The 22,986-nt window shown below is 57.6% G+C and carries 19 protein-coding genes and 1 pseudogene; 6 read left to right on the top strand and 14 right to left on the bottom strand.

What is annotated here, in order from left to right; translation table 11 throughout:
• Positions 1–17: 17 nt before the first annotated feature.
• The 4 genes from rfbB to BLU07_RS08375 form a co-directional block, all read right to left on the bottom strand.
• Complete coding sequence (gene rfbB, locus BLU07_RS08390) at positions 18–1,082, bottom strand: dTDP-glucose 4,6-dehydratase (RefSeq protein ID WP_092385957.1); 1,065 nt, start codon at positions 1,080–1,082, stop codon at positions 18–20.
• A gap of 114 nt (positions 1,083–1,196) precedes the next feature.
• Entirely contained in the window at positions 1,197–1,745 is a 549-nt protein-coding gene (locus tag BLU07_RS08385) for a hypothetical protein (RefSeq protein WP_157719152.1), read from the bottom strand.
• Between the two features lie 165 nt (positions 1,746–1,910).
• Positions 1,911–3,323, bottom strand: coding sequence for a phosphohexomutase domain-containing protein (locus BLU07_RS08380; protein WP_092385953.1), 1,413 nt, complete (start codon positions 3,321–3,323; stop codon positions 1,911–1,913).
• Between the two features lie 151 nt (positions 3,324–3,474).
• Positions 3,475–5,856 (bottom strand): sulfatase-like hydrolase/transferase, encoded by a 2,382-nt coding sequence (locus BLU07_RS08375; RefSeq protein ID WP_092385951.1) that lies wholly within the window; start codon positions 5,854–5,856, stop codon positions 3,475–3,477.
• Between the two features lie 150 nt (positions 5,857–6,006).
• Between BLU07_RS08375 and BLU07_RS18075 the strand changes: the two are divergent.
• Positions 6,007–6,075: pseudogene (locus BLU07_RS18075) on the top strand (SEC-C metal-binding domain-containing protein); the annotation flags it as partial.
• A 129-nt stretch (positions 6,076–6,204) separates the two neighbouring features.
• Complete coding sequence (locus BLU07_RS08370) at positions 6,205–7,941, top strand: glycosyltransferase (RefSeq protein WP_231701711.1); 1,737 nt, start codon at positions 6,205–6,207, stop codon at positions 7,939–7,941.
• Between the two features lie 18 nt (positions 7,942–7,959).
• Here BLU07_RS08370 and BLU07_RS08365 read toward each other — a convergent pair whose 3' ends face one another.
• From BLU07_RS08365 to BLU07_RS08345, 5 genes are all read right to left on the bottom strand, one after another.
• A complete protein-coding gene (locus tag BLU07_RS08365; RefSeq protein WP_092385947.1) occupies positions 7,960–9,126 on the bottom strand; it encodes a nucleotide sugar dehydrogenase in 1,167 nt (388 codons plus the stop codon).
• A gap of 78 nt (positions 9,127–9,204) precedes the next feature.
• Positions 9,205–9,702: an IPTL-CTERM sorting domain-containing protein gene (locus BLU07_RS08360; protein ID WP_092385945.1), complete on the bottom strand. Its 498-nt coding sequence runs from the start codon at positions 9,700–9,702 to the stop codon at positions 9,205–9,207.
• A gap of 194 nt (positions 9,703–9,896) precedes the next feature.
• Complete coding sequence (locus tag BLU07_RS18070; RefSeq protein ID WP_092385943.1) at positions 9,897–10,622, bottom strand: phage tail protein; 726 nt, start codon at positions 10,620–10,622, stop codon at positions 9,897–9,899.
• A 7-nt stretch (positions 10,623–10,629) separates the two neighbouring features.
• Complete coding sequence (locus tag BLU07_RS08350; RefSeq protein WP_157719150.1) at positions 10,630–11,367, bottom strand: IPTL-CTERM sorting domain-containing protein; 738 nt, start codon at positions 11,365–11,367, stop codon at positions 10,630–10,632.
• A 249-nt stretch (positions 11,368–11,616) separates the two neighbouring features.
• Positions 11,617–13,779: a choice-of-anchor U domain-containing protein gene (locus BLU07_RS08345; RefSeq protein ID WP_092385939.1), complete on the bottom strand. Its 2,163-nt coding sequence runs from the start codon at positions 13,777–13,779 to the stop codon at positions 11,617–11,619.
• A 300-nt stretch (positions 13,780–14,079) separates the two neighbouring features.
• Between BLU07_RS08345 and BLU07_RS08340 the strand changes: the two genes are divergently transcribed.
• Complete coding sequence (locus BLU07_RS08340; protein ID WP_092385937.1) at positions 14,080–14,919, top strand: sterol desaturase family protein; 840 nt, start codon at positions 14,080–14,082, stop codon at positions 14,917–14,919.
• A 13-nt stretch (positions 14,920–14,932) separates the two neighbouring features.
• Positions 14,933–15,553 (top strand): midcut-by-XrtH protein, encoded by a 621-nt coding sequence (locus tag BLU07_RS08335; RefSeq protein WP_157719148.1) that lies wholly within the window; start codon positions 14,933–14,935, stop codon positions 15,551–15,553.
• Between the two features lie 67 nt (positions 15,554–15,620).
• On the opposite strand, the gene BLU07_RS08330 is transcribed toward BLU07_RS08335, so the two are convergent.
• Complete coding sequence (locus tag BLU07_RS08330; RefSeq protein WP_092385933.1) at positions 15,621–16,637, bottom strand: DUF2235 domain-containing protein; 1,017 nt, start codon at positions 16,635–16,637, stop codon at positions 15,621–15,623.
• Positions 16,638–16,881: 244 nt separating this feature from the next.
• On the opposite strand from BLU07_RS08330, the gene BLU07_RS08325 reads away from it, so the two are divergent.
• Positions 16,882–17,751, top strand: coding sequence for an NAD-dependent epimerase/dehydratase family protein (locus tag BLU07_RS08325; RefSeq protein ID WP_092385931.1), 870 nt, complete (start codon positions 16,882–16,884; stop codon positions 17,749–17,751).
• A 301-nt stretch (positions 17,752–18,052) separates the two neighbouring features.
• On the opposite strand, the gene phnE is transcribed toward BLU07_RS08325, so the two are convergent.
• From phnE to BLU07_RS08305, 4 genes are read right to left on the bottom strand one after another with little or no spacing between them, the layout of a single operon-like run.
• Positions 18,053–18,817, bottom strand: a complete 765-nt coding sequence (gene phnE / locus BLU07_RS08320; RefSeq protein ID WP_092385929.1) for a phosphonate ABC transporter, permease protein PhnE — start codon at positions 18,815–18,817, stop codon at positions 18,053–18,055.
• Positions 18,814–19,656, bottom strand: coding sequence for a PhnE/PtxC family ABC transporter permease (locus tag BLU07_RS08315; RefSeq protein WP_172830104.1), 843 nt, complete (start codon positions 19,654–19,656; stop codon positions 18,814–18,816). The genes phnE and BLU07_RS08315 overlap by 4 nt, the downstream gene beginning before the upstream one ends.
• Entirely contained in the window at positions 19,647–20,459 is an 813-nt protein-coding gene (locus BLU07_RS08310; RefSeq protein ID WP_092385927.1) for a phosphonate ABC transporter ATP-binding protein, read from the bottom strand. The genes BLU07_RS08315 and BLU07_RS08310 overlap by 10 nt, the downstream gene beginning before the upstream one ends.
• On the bottom strand, positions 20,456–21,313 hold the full coding sequence (locus BLU07_RS08305) for a putative selenate ABC transporter substrate-binding protein (RefSeq protein WP_092389702.1): 858 nt from the start codon (positions 21,311–21,313) through the stop codon (positions 20,456–20,458). The genes BLU07_RS08310 and BLU07_RS08305 overlap by 4 nt, the downstream gene beginning before the upstream one ends.
• A 791-nt stretch (positions 21,314–22,104) precedes the next feature.
• Here BLU07_RS08305 and BLU07_RS08300 point away from each other — a divergent pair.
• Positions 22,105–22,722, top strand: a complete 618-nt coding sequence (locus BLU07_RS08300; protein ID WP_092385925.1) for an REP-associated tyrosine transposase — start codon at positions 22,105–22,107, stop codon at positions 22,720–22,722.
• Positions 22,723–22,986: the final 264 nt, after the last annotated feature.

Here is a 22,986-nt window from a genome sequence, read left to right as displayed (position 1 = left end):
AGTAAATCAGTGGGCTATCAACCCTGAGTGCCGATACGATTCAGCGTGTACTCACCAGAGAGCACACGTTGCCACCACTGTGGATTGTCCAGATACCATTGCACCGTTTTGCGCATACCCGAGTCGAAGGTCTCCGCTGGTGTCCAGCCCAGCTCGCGCTGAATCTTGCCGGCATCAATGGCGTAGCGTACATCGTGACCTGGCCGGTCGCGCACAAAGGTGATCAGATCGCGGTAATGTGCCACCCCGGCAGGTTTTTCCGGCGCCAGTTCTTCAAGCAGCGCACACAAGGTTTCCACCACCTCGAGGTTACGCTTTTCGTTGTGACCACCAATATTGTAAGTTTCTCCTGGCTGTCCCCGGGAAATCACTTCAACCAGGGCCGCAGCGTGGTCTTCAACAAACAACCAGTCACGTATTTGCGACCCGTCACCATAAACCGGCAAGGGTTTGCCATGCAGCGCATTGAGGATCATGTGCGGCACCAGTTTTTCCGGGAAATGGCACGGCCCGTAGTTGTTCGAGCAGTTGGTAATCAGGACTGGAAGCCCCCAGGTGCGATGCCAGGCTCTGACCAGGTGGTCTGAGCTGGCTTTGGAGGCCGAGTAGGGTGAGCTGGGAGCGTACGCCGTCTGCTCGGTGAACAGGTCATCAGTTCCTTCCAGGTCGCCATAGACTTCATCGGTGGAAACATGATGGAAGCGAAAATGCCTGGCCTGTTCAGCGGGCAGCTGTGCCCAGTACTGGCGTGCCGTTTCCAGCAGGGTATAGGTACCCATGATATTGGTATTGATAAAATCAGCCGGGCCATCAATCGAACGGTCAACGTGTGACTCTGCCGCCAGATGCATCACGGCATCCGGGCAAAACTCGGCAAATACCTGCGCCATTGCCTGCGCATCGCAGATATCATGTTGGTAGAAGGTGTAGCGGGGTGAGTCTGCTGCGTCGCCCAGCGACTCCAGGTTGCCGGCATAGGTCAGGCAGTCAATATTGCCGACGGCATGTTCCGTATGGGCAATCAGATGGCGAATAACTGCACTGCCGATAAAGCCTGCACCACCGGTAACCAGAATCTTCATAAATGGCCGACCTGTTGCCTTGGAAATATGGCCGGCAATGCTACCTTGGCTGGCGCTCGGGGGCAATTGGTGGCAATCCGGCAGGCACAGGCGAGTGCCTGCCGGAAGGGCGGTTTATTGCGGAAACTGATCGATGGGGATTTCACCGAAGCTGCATTCAAGGGTGCAGGTTTCGCCAGGCATCAGGCGATCGTTGAGCGAGCATGTGCCACCTAGCTTTGGTTGCAGTGGCTCGCCCTCAGAGAGTCGGATCAAACCAAAGTTTGGTTCGATACGCGTAAACACAATGCCATTGGGCTGATTGGTGCTGATTTCCCAGCCATCTGTCTCAATGCAGCTGAGGAAGTCGCTGCCACTGGGGCTGTCAATAAGCCTGTCGACCAAAGAGGGCAGGGCCAGCACATCCTGCTGGTAGCCAATCACGGCAATGCTGGCCGAGAGTACAACTGCAGCCACACCACCACCGGCTTTGCGTTGCTTGAAGAAAATGCCGGCGGTAACCAGCATGGACAACGTAATCAGAGCGGTCGCCCAGCCGCCCAAGGGAATGGCGTTCAAGCCGCTGCCCCAACCAATATCAAAACCGGGTTCACCTTCTTGTGCAACTACAGGCAAGCTGGTCATCAGCAAAAAGCTGGCGACATAAGCTTTCTTCAGATACATGAAGTACTCCTTGCATTTAAAATCCGTTTCGAGCTGCAAGGCAACTGCATGCATGAACATGGTGCGCCGTTTCAGCTCATTGAAAGTGGCAAAAATTGTTTGCCGAAGAACTGTATGTCAGCGCAGCAAATATTGAAAGTGTCAAGTTTTGACGCCAAAAAACAATCAGACACTACCCGCTGGCAATGCTTTTATCGCCTCGAGCAAAGATTGGGTCTTGTTTTCCATCAGCGCCATATCGCCGCGACTTTCTACATTAAGGCGAATAACCGGTTCAGTATTCGATGCGCGCAGATTGAAGCGCCATTCCTTGAAGCAGAGACTGATGCCGTCGGTATAGTCGACATCAATGGCATCAGGCGTATACAGTTTTTCAATGTGGCTCAATACGGCGCCGGCGTCGGCCACGGTGAGGTTGATCTCACCCGAGGAAGGGAAGGCTGCGATGCGGGCATCCACCAGGGTTGAGAGGGGCTGTTGCTTGCGGCAAACCAGCTCGGCTACCAGAAGCCACGGGATCATTCCGCTGTCACAGTAGGCAAAGTCGCGGAAATAGTGGTGAGCACTCATCTCGCCGCCATAGGCTGCGTCTTCCAGGCGCATCCGTTCTTTGATAAACGCGTGCCCGGCCTTGGTCTGTACGGCAACCCCATCATTGTTGGCAACCTGTTCGATGGTGTTCCACACCAGGCGCGGGTCATGGATGATGCGCGCCCCGGGCTCCTTCTTCAAAAAGGCCTCCGCCAACAGGCCAACGATATAGTAGCCCTCGATAAAACGGCCCTGCTCGTCAAACAGAAAACAGCGGTCAAAGTCACCATCCCAGGCAATGCCCATGTCGGCTTTGTGTTCCAGCACCGCATCACGGGTCATGCCGCGATTTTCTTCCAGCAAGGGATTGGGAATGCCGTTGGGGAAGCTGCCATCCGGGGTATGACAGATCTTGATCAGCTCAACAGGAATCGCCCGCTCGGTAAATGCCGCTTCCAGCGCATCGATGGCCGGACCGGCAGCGCCATTGCCGGCATTGACGACAATTCGCAGGGGCGTGAAGTTCTGCGGGTTGATGTATCCCATCAGATGCTCGATGTAATCGGCGCGGTTATCAATCTTGCGGTAGTCGCCACGGTCGGACTCGGCGACGGCGGGGTCCTTGCCGTCGACCAGCGCTATATCCATCGCTTCTGCCATCTGTCGGATATCGGCCAGGCCGGTATCTGCAGAAATGGGGCGGGCCCCTTCGCGAACCAGCTTGAAGCCGTTGTAGTCGATCGGGTTATGCGACGCCGTTACTTCGATTCCGCCGTCAACGGTCAGGTGAAAGGCAGCAAAATAGACTTCCTCCGTACCGGTCATCCCCAGATCCCAGACCGTTACGCCCTCATCGCGAAGCCCATTGGCCAGCGCCGCTTTCAGTTGCGGTGAGCTCTCGCGCACGTCGCCCCCGAGCACGATGCGGCGCGGCTGCAGGAAGCGAGCAAAAGCGCGGCCAATGCGGTAGGCAATCTCTTCATTCAGTTCGGTGCCGAGTTGGCCGCGAATATCATAGGCTTTGAAGCAGGTCAGAGGTTTTTGCATGGCATTCTACTCGCTGTAAAGGCATGGCCTTGGGGCCCGGCAACATCAATGTAGTGTACGAGCTTATCAACCCGTATTGCTGCGGTCACGGTTTGCTGTAGAGACATGATCAGAGCCAGGCATGACAATCGTAAGGTCGCTCGGCGTTTTTTCAGGGCTCTGGGCTGATGAAGTGTTCGGCATGCACGCTGAGGTTTTCACCAAACCGCCCGACGTGTTCCTGAACTTTTCCCGAGCGGGTCATGATGCCGATATAAGGTGCCCGAAAACCGATATTGCCCCACTGGGTAAAGGGTGTGCTGGCAAACAGTGGTGAGAAGTCGACCGCTCCACATTGGGCGCTGTCATGGGCTATCACCGCGAAAGCGCTGTATTGCTCGGCATTGTCGATCGCGTGCCGGAAAACACCGGGTTCGGCGGTTTCTGACTGCTCAGCCAACTGACAGGTATCGACATGAGCCAGGATGGCAGCGTCTTCCCTCGCGGAGAACCCTACCAGCGTCAGCCCGCGTTGAAGCGGCAGGGTCTGGTCGGTCCCCAGGTTTTGTACGGCGGAGGTAACTCCGGGGCCGGAAAATGAATGCAGCAAGTACTCAGCATCATGCATGGGATCCGTATCATGGGCAGCAAACTGGTGTTCACGGGTGCGCAAGGTCTGCTCAATGGACGTCAGTTGCTGTTGCCTTGTCGTATAACGGGTAGCGTCCAGTGCGGGGGAATCCATTGCCTGGCGCACCCGGTCATAACTCAGCAGCGGTTGTTCGTTGACCGGTTCGGGGGTCATGGGTGCGCTCTGACCAAGATGCCCGAATAACAGACACTCGCCTTCGTCGGCATGACGGGTGGATTGTTTGCGGCACTCGTCTATCCAGATAAATGGCTGGTCCTGCGTCAGATTGCTTACTTCGCGGGTCAGGGTGGCAGGGTTTGCGTCATTGAAGTAGACCTCGGTAATGGCCTGTTGCTCGTTGAGCAAAAACAGAACGGGGTAATCCAGCTGTCGTTGACCCAGCTGAACCGTTTTTGCCGCCGGGTCAATCAGAATGCCCTCCTTGATGTCCGGGTAAGACCACATGCTCTGAAACAGCGGGCGGTAGGTTCTTAACCACTCATCTGTATCTGGCTGCGACTCCACCAGGGTAGGGACATCAGCCAGTAACGAACGCCCCAGGCCGAGAGACGGGCTGTCAAACCCGATTGCCTGCTTGATCGTCGGGGCGACATCCAGCAATGAACCGGGCTTGTTGATCTGTGCGCTGGGCTGATCCGGGGTGAAGAGCATCACCAGGTTGCGTCTGGTTCCCTGTTGCAACAGCGTGGTTGCAGTATTCGGCATTGCCAGATGATCGGACAGCACCACCAGAACGGTGTCTTCGGCAGCCTCGCTGGCAAGAAACCGGCGGATAAAGCCGGCAGCCAGACGGTCGGTACAATGCACGCTGTTCAGTATCGGGTTGTCGCCATTCTGATAGACCACATCGGCACAGCTACGAGACATGTGTCCGTCGGGATGGTGGGTATCCAGCGTCAACAGAAACAGGCCGAAGGGGGCAGGGGCCGCATGCAGCTCGTGCAGGCGTTCGGTAGCCAGGTCGTATAATGTGTCGTCATACAGGCCCCAGGTGGAGTGGTAGTCAGGGTCAGCTTGCGCAGGCAGCAATTCATCGCGCCCGTCAATCTCAGTGAAACCGTGGCTGGCGTAAAAGCGGCCCTTGCCGGCGAAGCTGAGTGTGGCGCCACCCATATAGTTCAAGTGGTAATTGTGTGCAGCCAGCAAGTCGCCCAGACAAATGGCCTTGGGCAGGAATTGATCAAGCCCGCCCTGGCTGTTTCCGCTGCCCGGGGTGACAAGGGGAATGCCGCACTGGGAAGCGGTCATGCCGGCAATGGTCCAGCTGGTACCGTGAACCTGGCGAATATCGCTGAAGCTGATGGCGGTTTCTTTCAGTGCGCTCAGCTCGGGAAGCAAATCGGGGAAAAGTGCATCGTCGAAATAGGTGTCTTCCACGGATTCCAGATACAGGACAACCAGGTTTTTCGGTTCCCTGGTGGCAGGCAAGTGGTTTACTGCCTGGTATTCGACCGGTATTTCCATGCCCTCCATGAGCGCGCTCGGCATGTACAGCTCCACGATGTCATGGCTGGCCGGATTGAATGCCAGGGCAGCACAGAGAGCGACAAATCCGCTGATTCGACGCCAGCCTGAGCCGGCTTTGACGCCCGCAGCTCGGCTGAAGCGGACAATCAGACCGCTGAGCACGAAAATGGCAAGCAGATAGAGTGCACTGAAGATGATGAGGTCCAGAAACGGGACCAGCCCCATCCCTTGCATATCCTCCTGCAAGTGATAAATCACCGACTCATCGATACCGACTCCGCTCAGATGATTCGCCAGCCAGTAAGCGCCCAGCAGGAACAGCTGCAACCAACACAGGGCAGCGAAGGCAATCCGGGGTGCGGCCGCGCTGATCGCGCGCAGACCGAGCAGCATGCCCAGCAGGGTCAGAATCAGTGAGGCTAGGGTGAGAGTCATGGCATCCTTGACAAGAACTGAGTGCTCAAGCGCGCATCATACACAGGCTGTCAGTACTGTTACAGTCTGATGAAATCAAACGCTTTTCCGGTTGCGGCAGCGAGGAAGGCATGATTCGATATGGTTCGATTCAATCAGTGAGGACAAGCATTGAGCACACAGTCACGCAACGCGCCCTGTTCCTGCGGAAGCGGTAAACGCTATAAACACTGTTGTGGGCAGGCAGCCGCCAATGATCAGCCAGCAGATACTCAGCAGCCAGCCTTGCCAGACAGGCCGAAAAAACCGCTGTTTGCCCTGGCTCCGCTCCCCAGTCAGCCTGATGGCCGCCCCGTACTGAGCATTGTCATGCCCTGGTTTCGAAAATTGGCCGATATGCGGCGTGTGTTGCCCATCAACGCCTTGTATTTTGCCCGGTCAGGCATTGAAGTCATCCTGGTGATGGATGAGCCCTCTGAAGAGCAGGCCGTGCTTGAACTGCTGAACTTCTATCCCGATATTCGCTGGCAAGTCGTGGTCAATGATCAGCCGCATGACTGGCGCCCGCCATGTTGCGCCATCAACGTGGGTCTGCGGCATGCGCAGGGTGATTATGTGCTGGTGATGTCGCCTGAATCTGCCTGTGTCACCGATGTGCCTGCGGCCGCCCTCAGGACGTTACTGGAATACCCGCAAGCGATTGCTTTGGGTCAGGTCGGTTTTGCCTGTTTTGAGGAGCTGGAAAGCCATTTATATACCAACCCGCACCTCTATCGGGATCACGCTGCCTATCTGCAGCAGGCGCAGGAATTGGCCCGACAGTTTGACTGTGCTGTCCCGGATATTTTCCGGATTGCCAGCTTCTACGGTTCCATTTGTGCGCCCAAAGCGGCCTTTGAAGCCGTGCATGGATATGACGAAAACTTCACTGTCTGGGGCGGTGATGATGACAATCTGCGCGTTCGCATGGAGCTGGCTGGTTACCAGAATCTGTTTTGCCCGCATATGCGCTTGTTGCACCTGGAAGATCGCTTGCGCAGGGGTGGTGAGCAATATGATGCGGACGACATTTTTCGAAAGTGTGCTATCTCCACAGCTCAGGCAAACGATGCAAGTTGGGGGCAGGATTTTGCCCGTGTGGCCTTGTGCTCAGGGCCAATAAAAAATACCACTGGAATCGACTGGGAAAGCTCAATAAGGAAGACGGTTCCATTTATCGAACCAGCAAAAGCGGGTTCCAGACGGCGTTGTTCAGTGTGCGGCAATCATCAACATTACGCCAAAGCTTTCAGTTGTCGCCATTGTGAGGCAGGGATTCTCGGCTCTGCCCCGACAGCGCAGTGGAAGCCGCGTATTGCTTGTCTGATGCAGTTGCATGATGAAGAGCGTGATTTGCCCGGCTGTCTGGACCACCTGGCGGGCTATGTGGATGGGATTATTGCGCTGGATGATGGCTCTACCGATGCCACCGCCGCAATACTGGCTGCTCATCCGGCCGTCGTTGAGTGTCTGCACAATCCGGCGAGCAGCACGCGCGAGTGGAATGAACCGGAAAACCGCCGACGCTTGCTGCAGAAAGCGCAAGACCTGGGATACGACTGGGTGCTGACCTGTGATGCCGATCAACGCTTTGAACGTCTCTTTCTAGAGCAAATACATGAGCTGGCGGGTTGCTTTGAACCAGGAAAACAAGCCGTTCTGTCACTGTCCATGCGTGAACTGTGGGATGACCCCCTGCAATACCGGGTCGATGGATTATGGGGTAGCAAGCAAACCGGTTGTTTTTTCAGTGTGCCAAAGGGATCGATACATTTGCCTGGTACCAAGGCCTTTCATGGTGACTGGTTCACTGATGTGCTGCATGAAGGCGGAAAAATTCATCGTGCCCGGTTCCATTTGTACCATTTGAAAATGGTTGATAAAGCCAGTCGGCTAGAGCGCAGAGACTTCTATCAGCGGCTCGATCCGGCAAATCGCTTGCAGCAGGCTGGTTACGATTATCTGACTGATGAAGGGCCCGAACTGCAGCTTGAGCGCATTGCGCCTGAAAGGGCTTATGACATCGACACCTTGAGTGAGCGCTATCGCGCCTTGATAAACGACTAGGCCGGGATCAATGGCTGTTCAATCACGGCCAAACAGGTCCCGGGTATACACCTTGTGCCTGACGTCATTCAGCTCATCGGTCATGCGGTTGGCGATAATCAGGTCGCAATCCTGTTTGAACGCGGCAAGATCGGTCACCACGGGTGAATTGAAGAAGCTGCTGTCCTCGAGTACCGGTTCATACACCTGGACCGGTACACCTTTGGCCTTGATTCGTTTCATGATGCCCTGAACGGCAGATGAGCGGATATTGTCGGAAGCGCTTTTCATTACCAGACGGTAAATGCCGACCCGGGCTGGTTTGCGGCTCAGAATGGCATCGGCAATAAAGTCCTTGCGCGTCGTGTTGGCAGCCACAATGGCTTTTATCAGCGTGCTGGGCACATTGGCATAGTTGGCCAGTAGCTGGCGGGTATCTTTTGGCAGGCAGTAGCCACCGTAACCGAACGAAGGGTTGTTGTAGTGTTGTCCGATGCGCGGGTCCAGCCCGACGCCGGCAATGATTTGTCGGCTATCCAGGTTGTGAGACTCGGCAAAGCTGTCCAGTTCATTGAAGTAGGCAATCCGCATGGCCAGATAGGTGTTGGCGAACAGCTTGATCGCTTCGGCCTCGTCGGCATCGGTAAACAACACCTCAGGCGCTGGCCCGAGCACAGCTTCCAGCATCAGTTCGGCAAACAGCTCCGCGCACTGATTGCGCGCTCCCAGCACCAGGCGTGATGGGTAGAGGTTGTCATGCAGGGCTTTGCCCTCACGCAAAAACTCTGGCGCGAAAATAATGCGCTCATGATTCAGTGTTGCTCTTAGCTGGCGTGTAAAACCCTGTGGGATGGTGGACTTGATAATCAGGCAGGCCGTCGGGTTGCAGGCCAGGGCGGCGCGGGCAACTGTCTCAACGCTGCTGGTATCGAAGTAATTGGTCTGGGGGTCGTAATCGGTCGGGGTGGCGATCACCACAATATCAGCATCCTGATAGGCCAGGACCGGGTCACAGGTGGCCGTGAGGTCGAGCGGGACGTTCTGCAGATAATGCTGGATATCGGTATCGACAATCGGGCTGACCTGCTGTCTGATCAGCTCGATTTTTTCCTGATCAATATCCAGCGCGACAACCTGGTGACGCTGGGACAGCAATACCGCAACTGACAAACCGACGTAACCTGTTCCCACTACAGCAACTTTCATGCTTGCCCCTTGGCCTGATAGGTACAGGCCAAGGGTAGGGTGGGAAAGTGACGCTTTGATGTCAGGTTGTCAGCGGTCTCAGGCCTGGCGGCGGCGCATGACCACAGCACCCATGCCCATCATCAATGCCATGATAATCAGGCCGAGTTGAGACAGGCTTGGAATGGGCTTCGCTTCTCTGAGGGTGACGATATTGACAATGGGGTCGGGTGGCGTGCCTGTGGCACAGGCCGTGGTCGTCGTTGTTATCTGGTATTGACCGTAACCGGCGTTGTTGAAGGAAAAGTTACTGCCTGCAGGGAACCCGATATACGTTGTGACTGCAGTTAAGGGTGGCGTCGAACCGCCAGGCCCGCTGGCAGCAACGGGACTGGCGTTAACGGTAAAAGTGCCATCAGTACAGTCGAGGGTGTCGGCAACAGTGGCCGTCACGTTGCCATCAGGTGTGTAACCGGGATCAGCAAAGAGCAGGGAGGGGGGCGTTATCGAATAGGAGACGGTAGCGGCATTGGCAACGCCAAAAGAAAGCAGACAAAGGAGGCCGATCGAGACGGTGCAAAAACTTTTGAGGTTCATTGTGTAACTCCGTTTACTGGTGCTGGTTTTCTAGCCACGCATTTCAAGCACGCACTTTAGTGGCTCATGAGATATTGCGAATAAAAATTCAACAATTCTTATACTCATAACGCAAGAGTAATGTCAACTGCATGTTTGCGCCTCAAATGGCAGGCCGCATGCCTGCCATGAGTAACCCGTTGCCAGTCCGGCTGCTAGCGATAACTGGGGAAAATACCGACGTCACAGATCATATAGGTCGTTCCATCAGGGGCAGCATCACGCAAATCCGGCAGGGCAAAAGTGGTTGATCCGTTGCCGCCAAACTTGGTACCCAACAAAGCAAATAAAGCGGTGTTGGAGGAAATGGGCAGCAGTTGCCCGTTGGCAGGCAAACCGGGCCCGACATTCGCCGCAGTCAGTATCAGCGTACCCATGATGCAATCGTTAGTATTTCCGGCGGCGGCATTGCCCGTATTGGTGCCAAATACCCCCAGAGTCCCCGGCACGCCTTGTGGGCCCTGGATACCTTGCGGACCGGTGGCACCCGTATTGCCGGTTTGCCCGACTGGACCTTGAATGCCGGGTGGCCCCGTCAGGCCCTGCGGACCTGTCGGGCCTTCAGGCCCCTGCGGGCCCACTTGACCTTCGGGGCCCTGAGGTCCCTCAGGGCCGACGGCTACGCCAGCGGCGCAGGGCCCCAGGATGCCTGACGCGTCATAACACAGCACGGTATCACCTGCGGCTGACGTGGGAATGGTAGGCAAAATGACGGCGCCATCATCATCAACGCGCATGCGCTCGTCGCCATCGGAGCCTTTGATAACGAAGCCGCCAGCAGCGGGCAGGGTAGCGGTAATATCTGCAGCCAAGGTGGTTGGCAGGTACAGGCCACAGGCGACAAGCACTGCCAGTGGGGAGGTCAAGATGCGTTTGAGCATGGATTCTTCAGCCTTGGCGGATGTTGCGTTGATAGTGTGAGCGTGTTGAAAGGCGTGCACGGGCCAGCAGGGCAAGCAACATGGCTAGTAGTGTCAGGCCAAGGGTGCTGGTAGTCGGGATGGCGGCAATATGTGAAGACCGTTCACCGATACTGACGTTCGAAGCCACGTCGACATTGTCAGTGATGACCAGGGCTTCGGGGCCAAGCTGAATGGTCGCCAGGCCCGGTCCGGAAGATTCCAGAACAAGAGGTTGGGCGCCGGCGCCTTGAAGCGTGAGCGTGCCGTTGACAACCAGACCATTGCCCGGAGGCAAGAGCACTGTGCGACCTGAGTTGCTGATAATCGTCAGATTGTTGAACGTTGTAGCCCCGGTAAACACAATCGGGTCAGTGCCGCAGCTGTCATCGACCACTACCGTGCTGTTGCCGGGTATGAAAGTACCGCTGTTGTTCCAGTTTTGCCCCACGAACAACGTTCCGGAGCCTGCATTCAATGTTCCGCTACCGGCAATGTCGACATCTTGTGCTTGTGTGATTTCGCCGTCGTTGAGCAGCTCGCCCTGAACGTCCAGCAAACCGCATGACACGTCAAAAGAGCCGCCCGCAGGAACGGTAAAGCTACCACCGGGGGGAACGGAAAAATTGGCCTGAGCCAATGGAACGAAAAGCATGCAGAGGCTTGCCATGGCAAAGCGTCTGAAGCTCTGGCGGGTCCGACAGTCAGGCAAAAAAGTAAGCAACACTGTTATCCTTGTCTTCGACATCATCAAAACCATCCTCGGTATTCAGCTAGAACAACGACTCTATACCAGATAAGCAATTCAAGTCTCGCAGAATCGGCTTGAACACAAGCAGGAGGGCGCTTGCGTTGGTGTGACTGAATGGGGCGTACAGTGGAAGCAGTCGCTGACTGTATAGGGGTTGCCGAAGCAAAGCCACAATGCCAGCCCCCCGCAAGGCAGGAAGCTGGTATGTGCACTACTTGCCCGTTTTCAGCCGATTGTTTTGCGCCGCCGCACTACCGTGGTGCTGATACCCATCATCAATACCATGATCAACAGGCCAAGCTGAGAGAGTGATGGTATGGCAATCGTGTTGGACAGGTTGCCCGAGGCCGGCACGATAGGGTCCTGGATCTGATTGTTGGTGGCGTCACCATCCGCATCGAAGGGACCTCCATTGGTGATGGAGAAACTGATGCGGGTCTTGTTGCCTACCTGAGTGATGCTGTCAGCCACATCGACCCATTCGCCGGTCAGACGATTTTCTTTCAGCGCCATGGTGATCGCAGGATCGAATGGAATGTACAGCTCGAAGTCTTCAGTGGCGCCCGGTGCTGCGCCGGTGGCGGTAAAGCTGAAGGCCCCGACAGGTGTGTTGACGCTGGCGGGCAAGCCGGCCGGTGCTGGCTGGGCGGTAACGGCTGACAGTTGCAGGTTACCCAGGCTGACCAGCGTGGCATAAGCTGAGCTGCCTGACTGCAGCAAGGAAGTCACATTGCCCTGTTCATTGTCCGGCACAGTGTCGCCATTGCCGTCGCCGTTACCGATGCCATCCGGGTCGGGTACGCCAATTTCTATGCTGCCATCAAGCCCATCATCATCATCCGCCAGTACTGCTGCCGTTGCGGGCGAGCAGGTTTCGTTACCGGTCAGGGTACCTGAGGTGGCCACAGGGGTGACGCAAAAGAACAGGAAGTTGCCAATAGCATCCGGTTGGATCACGTATTGCAGTGAGTCGGCACCAGGAATAGTGATGAGATTGTTGCCGGATGCATTAGTATCCAGCCTCCATCGAATTTGGCTGGCGCCTTCCGGGTCACTGTCCGCATCGGAATAGGTGTAAGTCCCGGTCAGTGTGCTGCCAACCTGGGCCACGCCGTCAACAGATACCGAAGAGGCAACCGGGGCAGCATTGCCTACCTGAAAACGGGCCACGGTCATATCAAAACTGGTCGTGGTGTTGAATTTTCGACCACCGACCAGAAAGCCGCCGTTGCTGTCGAGCACCAGGCTGTAGCCGTTGTCCTGTTGATTGGTACCGGTAATGTCTTCAACCAGGAAGCCGGTGTCATTGAAGGTGGTATCCAGTGCGCCGGTGCTGTCAAAGCGCGCCAGCATGAAGTTGGGGCCGCCGATCCCGGAAACAACAATATTGCCTGCGGGGTCAATCGCGACATCGTAGGCAATGTCGTTGGCGCCGGAGGGGTCTGCCGTGGCCCAGCCGTTACCGGCAAAGGTGTTATCCAGTGTGCCGTCAGGCGTGTAGCGGGCAACGGCCAGACCGCCGCCGGAGGCGCCTGCCACCACGATATTACCGTCTGCATCCAGCGTAAGGCCGTAAATCTGGTCCTTGTCACCCAGATCCGACACGACCGTGCCATTGTTGCCAAAGCTGGTATCCAGGGAACCATCGCTCAGGTAGCGAGCAACGATAAAATCGGCCGAGGCGTTGTTGGCGGTGAAGCCACCGACAATAATGCGGTCGCTGCCGTCTATGGCGAGATCGCGAAGTGTGTGACCAGCACCGGATTCGAGGGTGCCGCTACTGGCAAAGCTGGTATCGAGCGTGCCGTCGGCTGAGTATGCAGCCAGGCTGATGATGCTACCTGCAACAGCGCCAGCCAGGATGATGCGCTGGTTGCTGTCGCGGCCAATGGCATAGGGGGTTGCTGAGGTGGAAAAAGAGGTGGTCACTACGCCGTTAGTGCCGAAGCTGGTATCCAGAACACCAGCCGGCGTGTATTTGAGCAGGGTGAAGTCACCAGTGCCCATGCCGACATTGGACCGGCCGGCAACGATAATGTTGTCACTGGCATCAATGTCGACGGCATAGGCACCATCAGGGCGGGTGGTCAGATCATTGACCACAATGCCTGAGGAGCCGAAGGTAGTGTCAAGGCTGCCGTCGGCGGTGAACCGGCTGATGGCAAAGGCATTGCCTGGCGCGCTGATATAACCCGCGGCAACAATATTGCCGTTGCTGTCCAGCGCAATCGCCTGTGCTTCGTCGCCGGCGGAAGGGTCGACAGCGACTGAGGCTACGCCGTTGTTCCCGAACGCCGGGTCCAGTTCAATCGGGGCGGCCTGTGCACTGAGTGCAGTAACAGAACATATCACCCCCAAAGAAAAACTACTCACGGAAAAACGCAGCATGATCCACTCCTGTTTTGACTGCTGGGTGTGCCCGTCCAGATTCTTGTAGTTGATGCATATTGGCACACGTGCACGTAGTTTATGCAGACAATACCGTCCGGGACAATGTATTGCGTACAGTTTTTAGCGCCTGTTTACAGGCGTCAGAAACCGGACGACCTCTTGCTGTTTAACCTGTCATGTTCATAAGTAAGATTACTTTCTCACAGTTGCCACAACAGCGTTGCATTTGTTCCGCTTTCGCCCTAGTTTATTGATGCAATAGTCATCAGAGTTACGTCGTCACAGGATGTGGACAAGATGTTTTTATGGTTGGTGAATAACAGTCTTCTGGCAGTGCTGGTATTGACCTTTGGCGGCATGCTGCTGTTCATGTTGCTGGAAAGCTGCAAGAACAGTGACGGGTTGAACGATACCGGCCGCTTGCTCTCGAACTGGGGGCTGGGGCTGATCAATTTCTTTGTCGGGATGTTCCTGAGTGCCTTGATCCTGCTACCGGCCCTGCATGACCTGCCTGCCGCTTTCCACCTTGACGCATTGCCCCCTCTGGTTGAGTTTTTGCTGATTGTTCTGATATTCGAAGCCATCAGTTACTGGCTGCACCGTGCGTTTCACCATGTCCGCTACCTGTGGCGGCTGCATGCCGTGCACCATCTGGACACCCGTTTGGACGTCACTACCTCGCATCGGCACCATCTGGGCGAAGCCATTATCACTACCTGCGTTCTGGTGCCGGTAGCGCTGCTCCTGGGGGTGTCCGCTCAGGTGTGGTTGCTGTTTGCCCTGGTGCGCATCGTCGTCGTGCTCTGGAGTCACAGCCGGCTGACCTTGCCCGCTGCAATCGAGAGGGTCGTAGGGTGGATGATTGTTACCCCCGGTTTTCACCGGAATCACCATGCCAGCGAGCAACAACTGACCAATTCCAATTACGGCACCCTGGTGCCCTGGTATGACTACCTGTTCGGCACTGCCACGGCGCCTGCTCGGGGCTACCAGATCGGCCTTGAGTACCTTCGTGATCCCGCCAGCTCAAGAATCGATCGGCTTCTGTTGCTGCCTTTTCGCTGGCAACACAGATCGGATGCACGCGATACAACTCGCCCCCGGGCAACAACCATAAAACATGCCAAACCACGCTAAAGAAGGAACTGATATGCGAACCAGACCATTGCTTGTTCATTTTGCCGGAGCTACGGCCCTGACCTGTGCCACCAGCTTGCATGCCGGCTCGGTATCGGGGCCGATTGGTTCCATTGATCATTCACCCTTTGTAGCTTCGATACCGACGCTGGGTGGCTGGGCGCTGATCATTCTCGCTCTGTTGATGGGAGTGATCGCTTTCCATAAGGTCAGAGGCGCTATTCGCCCGGGTATGCCGATGGCCGCTGTTATGCTGGCCGCTGGCGCACTGCTCTCTGCGGGTAGTGGCTTCAAGCTGGTGGGCCATGTGGAAGCCGAGATTCCGGTAATCCCTGTTTCCCTTACAGCCCCCAGTGGCGGCACGGTGGTTCTGCTGGCACCCTTGCCTCAATTCGGTGCTGAAATGTGGATTGAAAGATTCCAGGTTACCAATCAGAGCAATGTCACACAGGAGATAACCGGTATCGGCTCAGAAGAAGGCTTTGACTGCAATCTCGAAGGGCCTCCGAGCTTTGAGCTCTGCCGGGTTGGCTTGCGCCTGGAACCGTCCGGGTTCTGTGACCTGGTATGCTCTCTGGAAATGAGTGAGCAGCCGCTGCCACCGCTGCCTCCGATTCAGGGCGGCGAAGGCTGAAGGCTACCTGGCTGAAGTATCTTCGCGGGCATGACGCTCCTCGCCTGCGAAGATGCACTGCATCTCTTTACTCAATCACTTTGACGTGCTCCCAATCATCTCCCAGACGTTGCAGCATCTCGCGTAACGCCGGGCTCTTGTAGTTCAGTTGCTGGTCCAGCCAGCGCGCCTTGACACTGGCGTGCAGCACTGGCTCTACTTCGCGAATAAAGCGGCGGCGCATGGCGCGGTAAAATCCCTTGTACTCATTATGCTGCTTGCCGGCATGATCTGGCGCCAGGCCATCCAGGAAATGCGCTTCCAGCGCCAGGCCGCAAGCCATTGCTTCCCTGGCCAGCCAGTGTCCGGCATGGTCGCCCAGCGAGCGGTCCGGATACCCGCCGCCAATATCCGTGTGCACGCCGGCAAACCATACCTGTTGCAGGTCGATTTCCGCTTTGGGCGTCCAGAGGGCTGGCTCGAAATCCTGCCTGTCTTCATCAATCGATAGCGCATGGCGCGCGTGATTGATAATGCTGCTCGGCTCGGTATCGTGGAACAGGTAGCGATGGGTTCCCAGTGTGCCCAGAAAAGGTGCCGGAATGCCCAACGCCCCCACCGTATCCAGTACACCGAGGAAATGGATGCGGGTTACATCGGCCACCGAGTAATCCCGTCGAAAGGTATTGGCTTTGTTTTCACCCGGAGCAGAGGCTCGCCCCCGTTGTCGGTACAGCGCGTAGGCCGCCGGCACCTTGTCAGCATGCTCGCGGCGCAACACCCCGCAATTGCGGATCAGGCCGCCGAGCGAGCGCACGGTATAAGCCCCACGACTGAAGCCGAACAGATACAAGGCATCGCCACTATCGTAGTTGTGTACGATAAAGCGGTAACAATCCATGATGTTCTTGTCGATGCCCTTGCCGGTGACACCACCGGTAAAGCGATCACCGTCCGACCCTACGCCCCAGTCGTAATACACCACTTGCTTGTTGCCCGACTTGTCCTCCGGCGCAACCCCCTCTGCCAGACGCAGGATATGGGTAGCCGTATCGGATTCAGGTGATTGCCAGGTACCATCGGCACAGATAACGATGTGTTTCATGGGGTAATCCTCCGTGAATAGGCAGGTGAGCACGTCCATTGCGCTCATTGGTCGGGACAGTCAGGGTGCTTGAACATTGTTTTGAATTGCAGAAAAGATAGCAGCGCAAAACATCTTGTGAAATATGTTTTTTTTGGCGTCAAAACACTATGTTCACGGAAATACAAGTCCCGTGATCCAGGTCAGGAAAGTTGCTTTAGACTGTCGCATAGTTGTAACTGGATGGCTGACTGACAGATTGGATATGACACAGATACTGGTAACGGGTGGTGCGGGATTTATCGGCAGTCATTTGTGTGAGCGTCTGGCACACGTGCCGGGTAATCATGTGGTATCGCTGGATAACTATTTTACCGGGCGCGTTGAAAATCACGTTGACAATGTCACCTACCTGACAGGTGACAGCGCCGATGTAGAGAGCCTTGTCGACTTTGCTCCAGACTGTATTTATCACCTGGGAGAATACTCGCGGGTTGAACAAAGCTTTGATGATATCGACAAGGTCTGGACGATGAACAAACAGGGAACCTTTGCCCTGCTGCAGTTCTGCCGCAAGACTGGCGCCAAGCTGGTGTATGCCGGCAGCAGCACCAAGTTCGGTGATGGCGGCCTGGGCCGCAACCAGAGTCCCTATGCCTGGAGCAAGGCCAGCAATACCGAACTGGTGAGAAATTATGGTGCCTGGTTCAATGTGCCTTACGCCATCGTGTATTTCTACAACGTCTTCGGGCGGCGCGAGATTGCCAGCGGCAGGTATGCCACGCTGATCGGCGCATTTGCCGAGCGGATGAGAAGAGGCGAGTCGCTCTCGGTGGTCAGCCCCGGCACCCAGAAACGCAATTTCACGCATGTTGACGACATCGTGGATGGTCTTATACGGGTTGGCGAGCAAGGCTTTGGTGACGACTTCGGCATTGGCAATCCGGAGGCCTTGTCAGTACTCGATGTTGCCGCTCTGTTTGGTGGCGACGTCATCATGCTGCCCGAGCGGCAAGGCAACCGAATGACCGCGGATCTGATGACCGACAAAACCCGCGCCCTGGGCTGGTCGGTGCAGACAAGCCTGAGCGATTACATTGCCGGACTCAGACAGAACAACTGGGTAACAGATTGACCTGCCCCCAAAAGCAGCGCTGCGCACTGCCAGCCGAGTACAACTCGGCGCTCCCAGGGAAGCACGCAGGTTTTGTTGTTATGGGAACGCCGAGTTGCACTCGGCACAGCAGCCCGCAGGGCTGCCAGGGTCCCCACCAGCAAGGCCGTTACCCAAACCACATACACAAAAGCAGCGCTGCGCACTGCCAGCCGAGTACAACTCGGCGCACCCAGGGAGGCGTGCAGGTTTTGCTGTTTCGGGAACGCCGAGTTGCACTCGGCATAGCAGCCCATAGGGCTGCCCGGGTTCCGCTTGCCTTTCACCCCAGCCGTCGGCGCAACCAGGCACTGAGGGCGTCGACCAGCAGGACCATCAGCAGCATGGCCAGAATCACCGTGGAGGCGCGTGCTTGCTGGAACAGGCTGAGGGTGACATAGAGCATCTGGCCGAGGCCGCCGGCGCCAACAAAACCGAGCACGGCGGCCATGCGGATGTTGTTTTCCCAGCGGTACAGGCTATAGGACAACCATTGCGGCAACACCCCCGGCAAGGTGCCGTAACAGAAGGCTGCCAGCGCGCCGGCCCCAGCCTCGCGCAAGGCATTGGTGGGCTCGGCCGGGGTATTCTCCAGCGCCTCGGCAAAGAGTCTCCCGAGCACGCCGGCGGTATGCAGGGCAATAGCCAGCGTACCGGCGAAGGGGCCGAGTCCGGCAGCCAGAACCATCAGGGCTGCCCACACCAGTTCAGGCACCGAGCGCAGAGCATTCAGCAACAGCCGGGAAAGTGCCTTGGCCACTCGCCCCAGTCGTCCGGCAGCAAGCAGGCTCAGGCCGGCACCGATCAGGGCTGCCAGCAAAGTCCCGATGGCCGAGATAGCCAGAGTCTCCAGCGCGCCAAAACCGACCTGACGCAGCCAGCTGCCGGAACGCTCCGGTGGGAAAAAGGAGGTGGCGTATTCCCGCATCTGTTGCGGGCTGTCGCCCTGCAGCAGCCCGGGCAAATCCAGCCCCAGATAGCTGAACGCGGCGAACACGGCGACGCCGATCAGCAGCAGCCAGAACAGCCCCTCAATGCGCCGGCTCATGCCAACCTCCGGCGCAGCAGGCTGCTCAATTGGTCAGCCAGCAATACCAGCAACAGAAAAGTCAGCAGGATGCTGGCAACCTCACCGCCGGCAAACATGCGGATCGACAGGTCGATCATCTGGCCAAGCCCGCCGGCGCCGACAAAGCCCATGATCACCGACGCGCGCAGAGCGCACTCCCAGCGATACAGGGTGTAGGACGTCAGTTCCTGAGCCGCGGCCGGCAGAATACCGTAACAGAATGCCGCCAAACGACCGCTGCCGGCTTGCAGCAGCGCCTGTGCCGGTCGCTGGTCGACCGACTCGCAGATTTCCGCATAGACCTTGCCGAGCATGCCGCTGTAGGTGATGGCGATGGCCAGCACACCAGCAGTGGGGCCCAGCCCCACAGCGCGCACAAACAGCAAGGCCCAGACGATTTCCGGCACGCTGCGCAAGATGACCAGCAGCAGCCGCACCGGGTAGCGGATCAAGCCGCCGTGAAGCGCCGGTTGCCCCCGCTGCAATGCCGACACCGACAAAGCGCGCGTGGCAATCAGTCCCAGGGGAATCGCCAGCAGCAGTGCCAACGCCAGTCCAGCGGTGGCCATGGCCAGCGTTTCCAGGGTGGCGGTAGTCAGCAGAGCAAGGAACTCGCGTGACACCTCGGGTGGCCAGAAACCTGACAGAAAGCGTCCAAAGGTGTCAGCATTGCGTGGGTCAAACAAGGTCGCCGGGTTGAACTCGGTCAGTACCAGCCCGGGCCACAACAGAATCAGCGCGCCCAACGTAATCAGGGCACGGGGCAGGGCGGCAGGGTCCTGCCAGCGTCGGGCTGTATCCTTGTGCATCAGACGCATCGCGGGGGCGCAGTGGCCGTCGCCGGGCTATTGCCGTGAACTGGGGCCTCGGGTGTATCCAGGCTCTGGTTGGCATACAGCTGCTGCAAGTCGTCCCGGGTGACCGCTTCGGACGGCTTGTCGAACAAGAGTTGCCCCTGGCGCAAGCCGATTACCCGAGGGAAATGCTGCAGGGCCAGATCCACTGCGTGCAGGCTGGCGATCAGACTTTGGCCGCGCTGGCTGGCCAACTGGTTGAGTATTGCCAGCGTGTGCTCGGCCAGCACCGGGTCCATCGATGAGACCGGTTCGTCGGCCAGCAGCAGCTCGGCATTCTGGTACAGCACCCGGGCAATGCCGACCCGCTGCAACTGGCCACCGGACAGCTGATCGCAACGAGCAAACAGCTTCTCGTCCAGATCCAGAGGCGCCAATGCAGCACGCGCGCCGTCAATATCCAGCGGCCAGCACAGCGACAGCAGAGCTTTGGCCAGCGACCATTGACCCAGCCGCCCAGCCAGCACCGCCGTGATCACACGTTGGCGGGGTGGCAGTGGCGGGCTCTGGTGGATCAGACCGATACGGCTGCGCAACTGGCGCAGGGCCCGTCCACGCAACCGGCCTGGCTGATTGCCAAGCAGCTCCAGCGTGCCGCCGCCAGGCCGCAGGCTGGTCCCCAGCAGGCGAAGCAGGCTGGTCTTGCCGGCGCCGGAAGAACCGATAATGGCAACCCTCTCGCCATGGGCAATCTGCAGATTAATGTCCTGCAAGGCGACAAAGCCGTTGGCGTGGGTCAGACCCACGCCCTCAAGCCGTACGCTCACTGCAACAGGCCGGCTGCCCGTGCGGCCTGCTCGATGCCGTCATAATTGTCTGCACGGGTTTCGATAAAGCGGCTGGCTCGCTGCAGGTCGAGAATCGCCTTGTGCTCCGGATTGGCCGGGTCCAGCTTGAGAAAGGCAGCCTGGATCCGCTCGACCAGTGCCGGGTCCAGATCGCCACGCACTGTCCAGTTGTAATCGAAATAGGTCGGCGTGGTCTGATAGACGCGCACTTTGGTGGTGTCGACCTTGCCGTCGGCAGCCAGTTTTTCCCAGACCGAAGCGTTCAGCACACCGGCATCCACACGCCCGGATTCGACCCAGGCAACCGTCGCATCGTGGGCACCGGAAAAACCGATACGGCTGAAATGACTGTCCACATCGATGCCATCCTGCTGCATGAAATAGCGCGGCATCAGGTGTCCGGAAGTGGAGGATACCGAACCAAAAGCAAAGCTCTTGTCCTTCAGGTCGGCATGGCTGTTGATGTCCGGGTCAGCGGTAATGAAAGTGCTGGTGAATACTTCGTCTTGCTCACGCTGCACCAGTGGAATGGCATCGCCGGTACGCAGACGCGCCTGGACAAAGGTAAAACCGCCCAGCCAGGCCAGATCCAGCCGCTTGGCACCCAGCGCTTCAACCACACCGGCGTAATCGGATACTGGCTGGAACTGCACCTGCATGCCCAGCTCCTGTTCCAGGTACTCGCCCAGCGGCTTGAACTTGCGCAGCAGTTCGGTCGGTGCTTCATCAGGGATGGCGGAAACGCGCAGCACCTCAGTGGCGTGGGCGCTGGACAACAGAGCGGCAACAGACAGGCACGCGCCAGCCAGCACGGCCAGCGGTCGTTTGATCATCGACATGTAATTTCTCCGGTTCAATAGCGGATGACTACCGGCCGGGTGTCGAAACCGGACGGTGCGTGCAAAGGAGTGTAATGCCCCCCGACGAAGCTGTCATCGGGCAAAGCCCCCTTGGGGAAATCCTTATGGGACCGCCTTCATGTGGGACCGCCGAGTTGCACTCGACAACGCAACGCAAAGGGCTACCTTTTTTCCGGGAACGCCGAGTTGCACTCGGCACAGCAGCCCGCCAGGGCTGGCGAGTTTAACCCAGGCAGCGCTGCGCACTGCCAGCCGAGTACAACTCGGCGTACCCGGCAGCAGCGCCGGCGGCAAGGCCGTGCACTCAGTCAACCGCGCTGTCAGGTCGACGAGTGACGGGAAAGCAGCAACTCGAACCGACACTCTAAGGGAGCGCCTTGTGGGACCGCCGAGTTGCACTCGGCAAAGCAGCCCGCCAGGGCTGGCGGGTTTAACCCAAAGCAGCGCTGCGCACTGCCAGCCGAGTACAACTCGGCGTTCCCAGCAGCAGCGCCAGCGGAAGAACCGTGCACCTGGTCAAAGTGCTGCCGGGTCGACGATTGATGGAAACGACACTCTAAGGGAGCGCCTTGTGGGGCCGCCGAGTTGTACTCGGCAAAGCAGCCCGCCAGGGCTGCCGGGTGTAACCCAAAGCAGCGCTGCGCACTGCCAGCCGAGTACAACTCGGCGTTCCCGGGAGTGCATTTGGCCAGCACTGCGAAGCAGTGCTCAATGGGTGTATTCTGCGTCCAGGGATTATGGATAAACCTCGGCAAGGATGAATCATGTCTGATTTAATCAAGGATGGCTGGGTCTCTCGCGGCTATATTCCGCACTTCGATGTACCGGGTACGGTGCAACATGTCTGTTTTCATTTGGCTGACTCTCTACCTCGGCAAGCACTGATGCGGCTGCGAGCCGAGGCACTCGAATCGCCATTGGCCTCCGCTGAACCTCAACGTCTGCTCAAGCTGGATCAGTTACTGGATGCCGGGTATGGCAGCTGCGTGCTTGCCAATACAGAGGCGGCCACGATCATGCAGGAAGCGTTGTTGTTTGGTGATGGCTTGCGGTATCGGCTGCTGCGTTGGGTGGTAATGCCCAACCATGTGCATGTGCTGTTCGAGCAACTACCAGACTGGCCATTGGGTAAAGTGGTGCAGGGCTGGAAGCGTTACAGCAGTCGCCAGATTGGCCGGCTGGCATGCTCTGGTACAGGGCCTTTGTGGCATCGGGATTATTGGGACAGATTTATTCGCAGCGAGCGGCATTTGCTGACTGTCATTCGCTATATCGAAGAAAACCCGGTGCAGGCGGGTTTGGTGGCAAAACCTGAACTGTGGCATTGGAGCAGTGCTTTTGGACCTGTGCGATCCAACCCCGGCCGCCCTGCGGACGGCTAGCCGAGTGCAACTCGGCGCACCCAGGGAGTCGTGCAGGGTGTGCCGTTCTGGGAACGCCGAGTTGCACTCGGCAAAGCAGCCCGCCAGGGCTGGCGGGTTTAACCCAGGCAGCGCTACGCACTGCCAGCCGAGTACAACTCGGCGTACCCGGCAGCAGCGCCGGCGGCAAGGCCGTGCACCCAGTCAACAGCGCTGCCGGGTCGACGAGTGATGGGAAAGCAGCAACTCGCACCGCCACTCTCAGGGAGCGCCATTTGGGAACGC

Source organism: Halopseudomonas salegens (assembly GCF_900105655.1).
Classification (GTDB): domain Bacteria; phylum Pseudomonadota; class Gammaproteobacteria; order Pseudomonadales; family Pseudomonadaceae; genus Halopseudomonas; species Halopseudomonas salegens.
The sequence above is the reverse complement of the archived record's forward strand: the minus strand, read 5'-3'. Positions and strand labels throughout refer to the sequence as shown.

Bases quoted from the DNA above. Each gene is read 5' to 3' on its own strand.
- rfbB (WP_092385957.1), bottom strand. From the start codon at position 1,082: ATGAAGATTCTGGTTACCGGTGGTGCAGGCTTTATCGGCAGTGCAGTT.
- BLU07_RS08385 (WP_157719152.1), bottom strand. From the start codon at position 1,745: ATGTATCTGAAGAAAGCTTATGTCGCCAGCTTTTTGCTGATGACCAGC.
- BLU07_RS08380 (WP_092385953.1), bottom strand. From the start codon at position 3,323: ATGCAAAAACCTCTGACCTGCTTCAAAGCCTATGATATTCGCGGCCAA.
- BLU07_RS08375 (WP_092385951.1), bottom strand. From the start codon at position 5,856: ATGACTCTCACCCTAGCCTCACTGATTCTGACCCTGCTGGGCATGCTG.
- BLU07_RS08370 (WP_231701711.1), top strand. From the start codon at position 6,205: ATGCCCTGGTTTCGAAAATTGGCCGATATGCGGCGTGTGTTGCCCATC.
- BLU07_RS08365 (WP_092385947.1), bottom strand. From the start codon at position 9,126: ATGAAAGTTGCTGTAGTGGGAACAGGTTACGTCGGTTTGTCAGTTGCG.
- BLU07_RS08360 (WP_092385945.1), bottom strand. From the start codon at position 9,702: ATGAACCTCAAAAGTTTTTGCACCGTCTCGATCGGCCTCCTTTGTCTG.
- BLU07_RS18070 (WP_092385943.1), bottom strand. From the start codon at position 10,622: ATGCTCAAACGCATCTTGACCTCCCCACTGGCAGTGCTTGTCGCCTGT.
- BLU07_RS08345 (WP_092385939.1), bottom strand. From the start codon at position 13,779: ATGCTGCGTTTTTCCGTGAGTAGTTTTTCTTTGGGGGTGATATGTTCT.
- BLU07_RS08340 (WP_092385937.1), top strand. From the start codon at position 14,080: ATGTTTTTATGGTTGGTGAATAACAGTCTTCTGGCAGTGCTGGTATTG.
- BLU07_RS08335 (WP_157719148.1), top strand. From the start codon at position 14,933: ATGCGAACCAGACCATTGCTTGTTCATTTTGCCGGAGCTACGGCCCTG.
- BLU07_RS08330 (WP_092385933.1), bottom strand. From the start codon at position 16,637: ATGAAACACATCGTTATCTGTGCCGATGGTACCTGGCAATCACCTGAA.
- BLU07_RS08325 (WP_092385931.1), top strand. From the start codon at position 16,882: ATGACACAGATACTGGTAACGGGTGGTGCGGGATTTATCGGCAGTCAT.
- phnE (WP_092385929.1), bottom strand. From the start codon at position 18,817: ATGAGCCGGCGCATTGAGGGGCTGTTCTGGCTGCTGCTGATCGGCGTC.
- BLU07_RS08315 (WP_172830104.1), bottom strand. From the start codon at position 19,656: ATGCGTCTGATGCACAAGGATACAGCCCGACGCTGGCAGGACCCTGCC.
- BLU07_RS08305 (WP_092389702.1), bottom strand. From the start codon at position 21,313: ATGATCAAACGACCGCTGGCCGTGCTGGCTGGCGCGTGCCTGTCTGTT.
- BLU07_RS08300 (WP_092385925.1), top strand. From the start codon at position 22,105: ATGTCTGATTTAATCAAGGATGGCTGGGTCTCTCGCGGCTATATTCCG.